This window comes from Ancylomarina longa (assembly GCF_003996985.1).
Classification (GTDB): Bacteria; Bacteroidota; Bacteroidia; order Bacteroidales; family Marinifilaceae; genus Ancylomarina_A; species Ancylomarina_A longa.
Genome location: NZ_RJJX01000013.1, coordinates 84546 through 91781, shown reverse-complemented (window position 1 = coordinate 91781; position 7236 = coordinate 84546). Strand labels below are relative to the sequence as shown.

Genomic DNA, 7236 nt, shown 5'->3' with positions numbered 1-7236 from the left:
AACGTAAAAGTGTTTTATCCTTTCGTTTGTTAAAACTAACAAAACATTATTTAGAATACCGATTTTAGATTCTGAGAATAGTTCTAAATAAAGGATAAAACATAGTTGGACAATGTCGCCGGAACTATGGGTATTTAATTGGTTTGTTTTTTCGACAAGTAGTTTCGGACTTCCTATTTGCTGTGTGTGGCAGGAAACCAGAGCGTTTCATAAAGATTTTTCGTTCAGAATAGAGCATAGTTTACCCTTTAAGCCAATACTATTAAATTTACTTTTTGATATTCAAAGAACGTTTTGATCCTCCAATCAATCACGTTTCAGGTTTTGGCAAAGCCCTGCATAAGATTCTGCCTTTTTTACATTTTGGGCAATGGCTTACATCTTTGCCTGTGAGTAAAGTGTAAATTTMAATAGCTGATAATACCTCGTATTCTGGGATGGCAAGTTTGTATTAATTGCGTATTTCAGGAAGTCAGATCTGACAAAAACCGTTGGCAAAACGTTCCCGACAGCTGGATTTGGAGAAACTCTGAAATATCCCCATATATTATATGCAGTGAGYAGGAARAGCAGCTTGTATTAGTRCGGAGAACCGGTTMCWGATTGCCATRCTCGTGGTACTGAAGCCCGACAAATACCTAAAACAATGCCATGCTGCWGCTCCCAAAGTGCGGCAAGTGACTAAACCTACCCCGACAAGGGGGTTCCCTAAGTGCCTCGTTTAGCTCACCGACTTAAAAATCGGACCTGGATAAGCTACTCGTCGGGGTATCGGAGGGTAAAATTCCAGCTTTGGAACCTACTCGCCGGGGTTCCCCTACTAAAGGTTCGGGCTTGCTGAGTTAAAATCCGAGCCTCGGGACCTAAAATCCGGACTTCAAGAGCTAAAAATACCCCCTCACCCACCTACTGGATATTGTTCAATATAAATCAACAAACACCAATATATACGGGTATTTAATACAAAAAAAAACAGGACATAACACCCTGCCCTGTTTTCAACACTATATGCTTAAAATTATTCTTCCGTCTCTACCGGATTACTTTCCGCTTTGTGTCCCGGAAAATACCTTTTTAATACATCATAAATCGGTATTGCCGATTCTTGCTGTTCCCGTGCATAGTAACGAACCGAACGGTAAAAGGTAAGTGCATCATGATAGTTATCGTGATCTAACAACACTTTAGTATCGGACAACTGACGTTGAATTACATCCAAACGCAAGATCATATCTTCTACTTGTTTTCGCGCATCAAAATCACGAGTAAACTCATCTACATCAACAAAAGCGGGTATTAGCTGTGGATTTTGTTCCATCATAACCTGGCACTTATTCACAAACAACTTGTTTATGTCATTAATCGAACCCAAATTCTGGCGATCTTCGCTACTCAAATCGGGTGTGTTTTTCGATGCCATACTTTCCAGGCTACTTAGGCTCTGTTCCAGTGTCTCCTTTTCTTCGGGAGTAAACACTAATTGTATTAAATCATTTTTTTTCATGATAATATGATTTTTAATTAATACCAATCCGACAGGTATTCTACCCATCGAATTATTGACTTTATTAAAAAAAACAGATATGGATTGGCTGCTCCTCCCCATGATGTTAGGATCTGTTTTAATGCGACATTAAAGTTAATAATAATCAAATACCATTTTTAACAATACGTTTATTTAAAACCATTCTAAAAAACAATTCAGACAATCTGTTTTTATCCATAAGTGTATTTCGTCAAGTCTAAACACCATATTTTTCTTTAGAATACGGCATACAGGCATTTTTGAGGTGCTGTTATTTATACAGAATCTAAATTAATAGGGAAACAAAACCACAGGGAATTCACGAATTTTTTCACGAATACGTCAAACTAACTGTATTCAATACAGATAGACTAGAAATTGTAATCTCCAGTTTACAAAAGCAAGGAACTCCCTCTATTTAAACACGCTATAAATTGACTTTACCCGGAATAAAATGTAGTGTAAAGTGTTATTTTTGTCGCGGTGTTAAATATCACACCTGTTTGATTTATCTGATTTAATAGGTATTAGCCTATTTAAAATCTTTAATAAGGGGGAAGTTATTCATGCAAAATCCCAGTAAAATTGATCACGAGGGGAGCATTCTCGAAATAGAGGATGGTAAGATAACGGTAGGTATCATTAATGTATCTGCCTGTTCGGCTTGTCATGCAAAAGGTGCTTGCAGCATGTCCGATATGAAGGAAAAATCAATTGAGATAGTTGATTACAGCAATCAATACAGCCTGGGAGAAAGGGTGAAAATCACCTATCAGGAATCCTTGGGATGGTTAGCAATGACTTTGGCATATGTAATTCCATTTGTTTTGGTAATCCTTACCCTTCTTATCTCAACAATACTTATATCCAGTGAACTAATCAGCGGAATTTTGGCTCTGGCCATTTTATTCCCTTATTATATCGTATTGTCCTTTTATAAAGGGCGATTAAAGAAAACGTTTTCATTTACTATCGAAAAAATTGTAAACATTTAATTCTATGAGCATTATAGTCATCACTATTCTGGCTTTGTGTGCTATTGGCGTTACATCAGCTATCATACTGTATTTTGTAGCACAAAAATTCAAAGTGTACGAAGATCCTCGCATCGACGAGGTGGAAGAAGCATTACCTGCAGCAAATTGTGGCGGGTGCGGTTATCCCGGATGTAGAGGTTTTGCCGAAGCATTGGTAAAAGCCGATAATATCGACAATTTTCTTTGTCCTGTGGGTGGAGCACCTGTTATGGCCCATGTAGGTGCCATTTTAGGACATGAAGTAAAAGCAGCAGAACCAACGGTTGCTGTTGTTCGTTGTAACGGAACCTGTGAAAATCGTCCCAAAACAAATAGTTACGATGGAGCAGCATCTTGTTCTATAGCAGCATCGCTTTACGGAGGAGAAACTGGTTGTCAGTTTGGTTGTTTAGGCCTTGGCGAATGTGTGGATGCCTGTAATTTCGACGCCATGTATATGGATGAAGAAACAGGTCTTCCGGTAATTGATGAAGACAAGTGTGTTTCCTGTGGTGCCTGTGTAAAAGCTTGCCCTAACGACATTATCGAGCTTCGTAAAAAAGGTCCGAAAAGCCGCAGAATATTTGTCTCGTGTGTGAACAAAGATAAAGGTGCTGTAGCCAAAAAGGCTTGTAGTGTTGCCTGTATCGGTTGCGGTAAATGTGTAAAGGAATGTCCTTTCGATGCCATTACCCTTGAAAATAATTTGGCTTATATCGATTACAATAAATGTAGATTGTGCAGAAAGTGTGTGGTTGTTTGCCCAACACATGCAATTCATGAACTAAATTTTCCACCACGCAAGGAAAAGCCGGTTGCTGCCGATACCAAAACAGTAAAACCTGTTGTTAGCCCAAAAGCACAAACCGAGGCGAAAACAAATGATTCGAAAGAAGAAACATCTGATAACAAATAAAATTAAGTACTTAGAGTTTAAAGTATTTAGGAGTACTTAAAGTTGTAAAATAACTTTAGATATTTTTTAACTCAAGGCACTCATAAATACTTAAGACACTTAAATATAAACAGGAGGAACATCAGTGTTAAAAACATTTTCTATAGGAGGTATTCATCCAGCCGAGAACAAATTGTCGGCAGACAGCGCAATCCAGGTATTGCCAATACCCCAAATGGTTAGCATTCCAATTGCTCAACATATTGGAGCACCTGCTACACCTGTTGTTAAAAAGAACGACCAGGTTAAAGTAGGACAGCTAATCGCTAAATCATCCGGATTTGTATCCGCAAATATTCACTCTTCGGTTTCGGGAACAGTTTTCAAAATAGATGCTATTGTTGATGGAACTGGTTTTAGAAGAACCGCTATCATCATTAAAGTAGATGGCGATGAGTGGATGGAAGAAATCGACCGCAGCGAAGATTTGCTTAAAGAGATTACTGCAAGCAAAGAGGAGATTATAAAAAAGATAGCCGATGCCGGTATTGTTGGATTGGGTGGAGCTACTTTCCCTGCTCATGTAAAACTATCGGTTCCTCCGGGAAAAACGGCCGAGGTTTTAATCATCAATGCAGTGGAATGCGAACCTTATCTTACTTCTGACCACCGCGTAATGTTGGAAAAAGGAGACGAAGTACTGGTTGGTACTCAAATCCTGATGAAAGCTTTAGATGTAAAAAGAGCCATCGTCGGAATCGAAAATAACAAACCTGATGCCATTGCTCATCTCACAAAACTGGCAGCCAACTATCAGGGAATAGAGATTTGTCCTTTAAAAACACAATACCCTCAAGGGGGGGAAAAACAGCTGATTGCTGCTACTATCAAACGCGAAGTTCCATCCGGAGCACTTCCTATTGAGGTGGGCGCTGTGGTTCAAAATGTAGGGACTTCCCTTGCTGTTTACGAAGCAGTTCAAAAAAACAAACCACTAATTGAGCGTGTTGCTACCATTACCGGAAAATCATTACAAAATCCTTCGAACTGGAAATTCAGAATCGGAACTCCTGTTCATGATTTGATTGATGCTGCTGGCGGATTACCTGAAGATACTGGTAAAGTGATTGGTGGCGGTCCGATGATGGGAAAAGCATTATCCAACCTTGAGGTTCCTTTAACCAAAGGAAGTTCGGGATTATTGCTTTTACCTCGCGAAGAAGCAATTCGTAAAGACAGTAAAAACTGTATCCGATGCGGTAAATGTGTATCTGTTTGTCCGATGGGTTTAGAACCATTCTTATTGATGGTTTTGGCTGAGAAGAAAAACTACGAGAGATTGGAGAAAGATGCCGTAATGGATTGTATCGAATGTGGTTCCTGTAGTTTTACTTGCCCTGCAAATCGTCCACTTTTGGACTATATCCGATTGGGAAAAGGAAGAGTGGGACAAATTATGAGATCCAGAAAATAAATATTTTAAGTGCCTTAAGTACTTAAAATACTTTAACAATAACAATCCGAAGTACTTTTAACTTACAAACTTTAAGTACTGGAATGAATAAATTGAAAATTAATTAACAAATAATAAATATGAACACCAAAGTACTTGTCGCCCCTTCTCCACACGTACATAGTGGAGACACCATACAAAAAAACATGTATGGAGTGGTTTTTGCGATGCTTCCGGCGCTTGTTTTTTCGTTCGTTTACTTTGGCATGGGTGCCATTATCGTTACCCTAACCGCTGTAGCATCCTGTTATCTTTTTGAATATACCATACAAAAATACCTGCTTAAAGGTGAACCAACTATTAACGATGGTTCGGCTTTAATTACAGGTATGCTGTTGGCATTTAATGTTCCTGCTAATCTTCCTATCTGGATCATTATTATTGGAGCTTTAGTTGCAATCGGAATTGGAAAAATGACCTTTGGAGGATTGGGAAACAATGTTTTTAATCCAGCATTGGTAGGTCGTGTATTTCTACTGATCTCCTTTCCGGTTCAAATGACAAGCTGGCCGAAACCTTTAGGATTTAGCACTTCTTATTTCGATGCTGAAACAGCTGCTACTCCTCTTGCTCTTATCAAAGAGGGATTGAAAAAAGGAGAAGCACTTTCCAGTTTGATGCCTCATGTACCTTCCAATATGGATATGTTCCTGGGTAATATGGGTGGATCAATGGGTGAGATCGCCGGTGCAGCTTTAATCTTGGGATTATTTTATATGCTCGCGAAAAAAATCATTAGCTGGCACATCCCAATTACCATTCTGGCTACTGTAGCAATATTTTCAGGTATTCTTCATTTAGCAAATCCTGAAGCATATGCTGGACCTATGTTCCAACTATTAAGTGGAGGTTTGCTTCTGGGAGCTATTTTTATGGCTACTGACTACGTTACCTCGCCTATGTCGAATAAAGGAATGATCATATATGGTATCGGAATTGGATTTTTAACAGTTATAATCCGTGCTTTTGGAGCATATCCCGAAGGAGTATCTTTTGCTATTCTAATTATGAATGCATTTGTTCCTTTAATTAATGCATACATTAAACCTAAACGTTTCGGTGAAAAAAGGAAATAATCATGGCTGAGAAAAGAGAATCAACATTTATAAATATGGTTCTGGTGTTATTTGTTGTAACACTAGTAGCTTCTGCTGCTTTGGGTGGAGTTTACGAAATCACCAAAGAACCAATTGCCGCTGCTAAGCTGGCAAAAAAACTGAATGCAATAAAGGAAGTTGTTCCTGCATTTGATAATAATCCTAGTGAAGAAGCCTATAAAGTTGGAATAAACGAAAAGGACACTCTAGAATTTTATCCTGCTAAAAAAGATGGAAAATTAGTCGGTACTGCAGTTAAAACATTCACTAGTAAAGGATTTGGTGGAAATGTATGGGTAATGGTTGGTTTTAAACCTGATGGAACCGTGTACAATTATTCGGTTTTAGAACACAAAGAAACCCCGGGATTAGGAACCAAGATGGTAAAATGGTTTAAACCTACGGATCCAGCACGTGAAAAATCCAGCATTATTAATAAAAATCCGGGAACAGTAAACTTCACTGTAAGCAAAGATGGTGGAGATATTGATGCGATAACCGCAGCAACAATTAGTTCCAGAGCATTTTTAGATGCCATTCGGACTGGCTATAACGAGTATATGAAAAAAAATCAAAAGAAGGAGGAGGTAAGCAATGAGTAACTTACAACATTTCACCAAAGGATTTATTAAAGAAAATCCAACTTTTGTATTGCTACTTGGAATGTGCCCTACTTTGGGTGTAACATCCTCGGCAATTAATGGCCTGGGAATGGGTTTAGCCACAGCTTTTGTTCTTATCATGTCGAATATGGTAATTTCAATGGTTAGTTCGCAGATTCCGGATAAAGTGAAGATCCCTTCATTTATTGTGATTATTGCAGCATTTGTTACCATCATCAGTTTTCTAATGGAGGCTTATACTCCCACATTGTTTATTCAATTAGGTGTTTTCATTCCTCTTATTGTAGTAAACTGTATCGTATTAGGTCGCGCAGAAGCTTTTGCTTCTAAAAACAAAGTTTTACCATCTATCTTAGATGGTGCAGGTATGGGTTTAGGATTCTCGATGGCATTAACACTTTTAGGTTCTATTCGTGAATTCTTAGGCAGTGGTAAAATCTTTGGCATTTCTCTTTATAGTGATAATTACGGTATGCTGATATTTGTTCTGGCTCCAGGTGCTTTCATTGCATTGGGATACCTAATTGCTATTATTAATCGCATTAAAAAAGCATAAATAAAAATTAC

The 7236-nt window shown here is 38.3% G+C and carries 7 protein-coding genes and 1 pseudogene; 6 read left to right on the top strand and 2 right to left on the bottom strand.

Features of this window, described 5'->3' with window-relative positions; genetic code table 11:
* Positions 1–310 precede the first annotated feature (310 nt).
* Positions 311–439: pseudogene (locus DLK05_RS18540) on the bottom strand (IS91 family transposase); the annotation flags it as partial.
* Between the two features lie 579 nt (positions 440–1018).
* The gene (locus tag DLK05_RS10700; protein WP_127344002.1) at positions 1019–1504 is read right to left on the bottom strand and encodes a hypothetical protein; all 486 of its coding nucleotides are present in this window, start codon (positions 1502–1504) and stop codon (positions 1019–1021) included.
* A 587-nt stretch (positions 1505–2091) separates the two neighbouring features.
* Between DLK05_RS10700 and DLK05_RS10695 the strand changes: the two genes are divergently transcribed.
* The 6 genes from DLK05_RS10695 to DLK05_RS10670 all read left to right on the top strand — a co-directional run bounded on the left by DLK05_RS10695 (position 2092) and on the right by DLK05_RS10670 (position 7225).
* Complete coding sequence (locus DLK05_RS10695) at positions 2092–2520, top strand: SoxR reducing system RseC family protein (RefSeq protein ID WP_127344001.1); 429 nt, start codon at positions 2092–2094, stop codon at positions 2518–2520.
* Positions 2521–2524: 4 nt separating this feature from the next.
* On the top strand, positions 2525–3457 hold the full coding sequence (locus DLK05_RS10690; RefSeq protein WP_127344000.1) for a Fe-S cluster domain-containing protein: 933 nt from the start codon (positions 2525–2527) through the stop codon (positions 3455–3457).
* A gap of 124 nt (positions 3458–3581) precedes the next feature.
* Positions 3582–4910, top strand: coding sequence for an electron transport complex subunit RsxC (gene rsxC, locus DLK05_RS10685; protein WP_127343999.1), 1329 nt, complete (start codon positions 3582–3584; stop codon positions 4908–4910).
* A 119-nt stretch (positions 4911–5029) separates the two neighbouring features.
* Positions 5030–6025: an RnfABCDGE type electron transport complex subunit D gene (locus DLK05_RS10680; RefSeq protein ID WP_127343998.1), complete on the top strand. Its 996-nt coding sequence runs from the start codon at positions 5030–5032 to the stop codon at positions 6023–6025.
* A gap of 2 nt (positions 6026–6027) precedes the next feature.
* Positions 6028–6648 carry an RnfABCDGE type electron transport complex subunit G gene (locus tag DLK05_RS10675; RefSeq protein ID WP_127343997.1) on the top strand — a complete coding sequence of 207 codons (621 nt, stop codon included), beginning with the start codon at positions 6028–6030 and terminating at the stop codon, positions 6646–6648.
* Positions 6641–7225, top strand: a complete 585-nt coding sequence (locus DLK05_RS10670; protein ID WP_127343996.1) for an RnfABCDGE type electron transport complex subunit E — start codon at positions 6641–6643, stop codon at positions 7223–7225. Before DLK05_RS10675 ends, DLK05_RS10670 begins: the two co-directional genes overlap by 8 nt.
* Positions 7226–7236 lie beyond the last annotated feature (11 nt).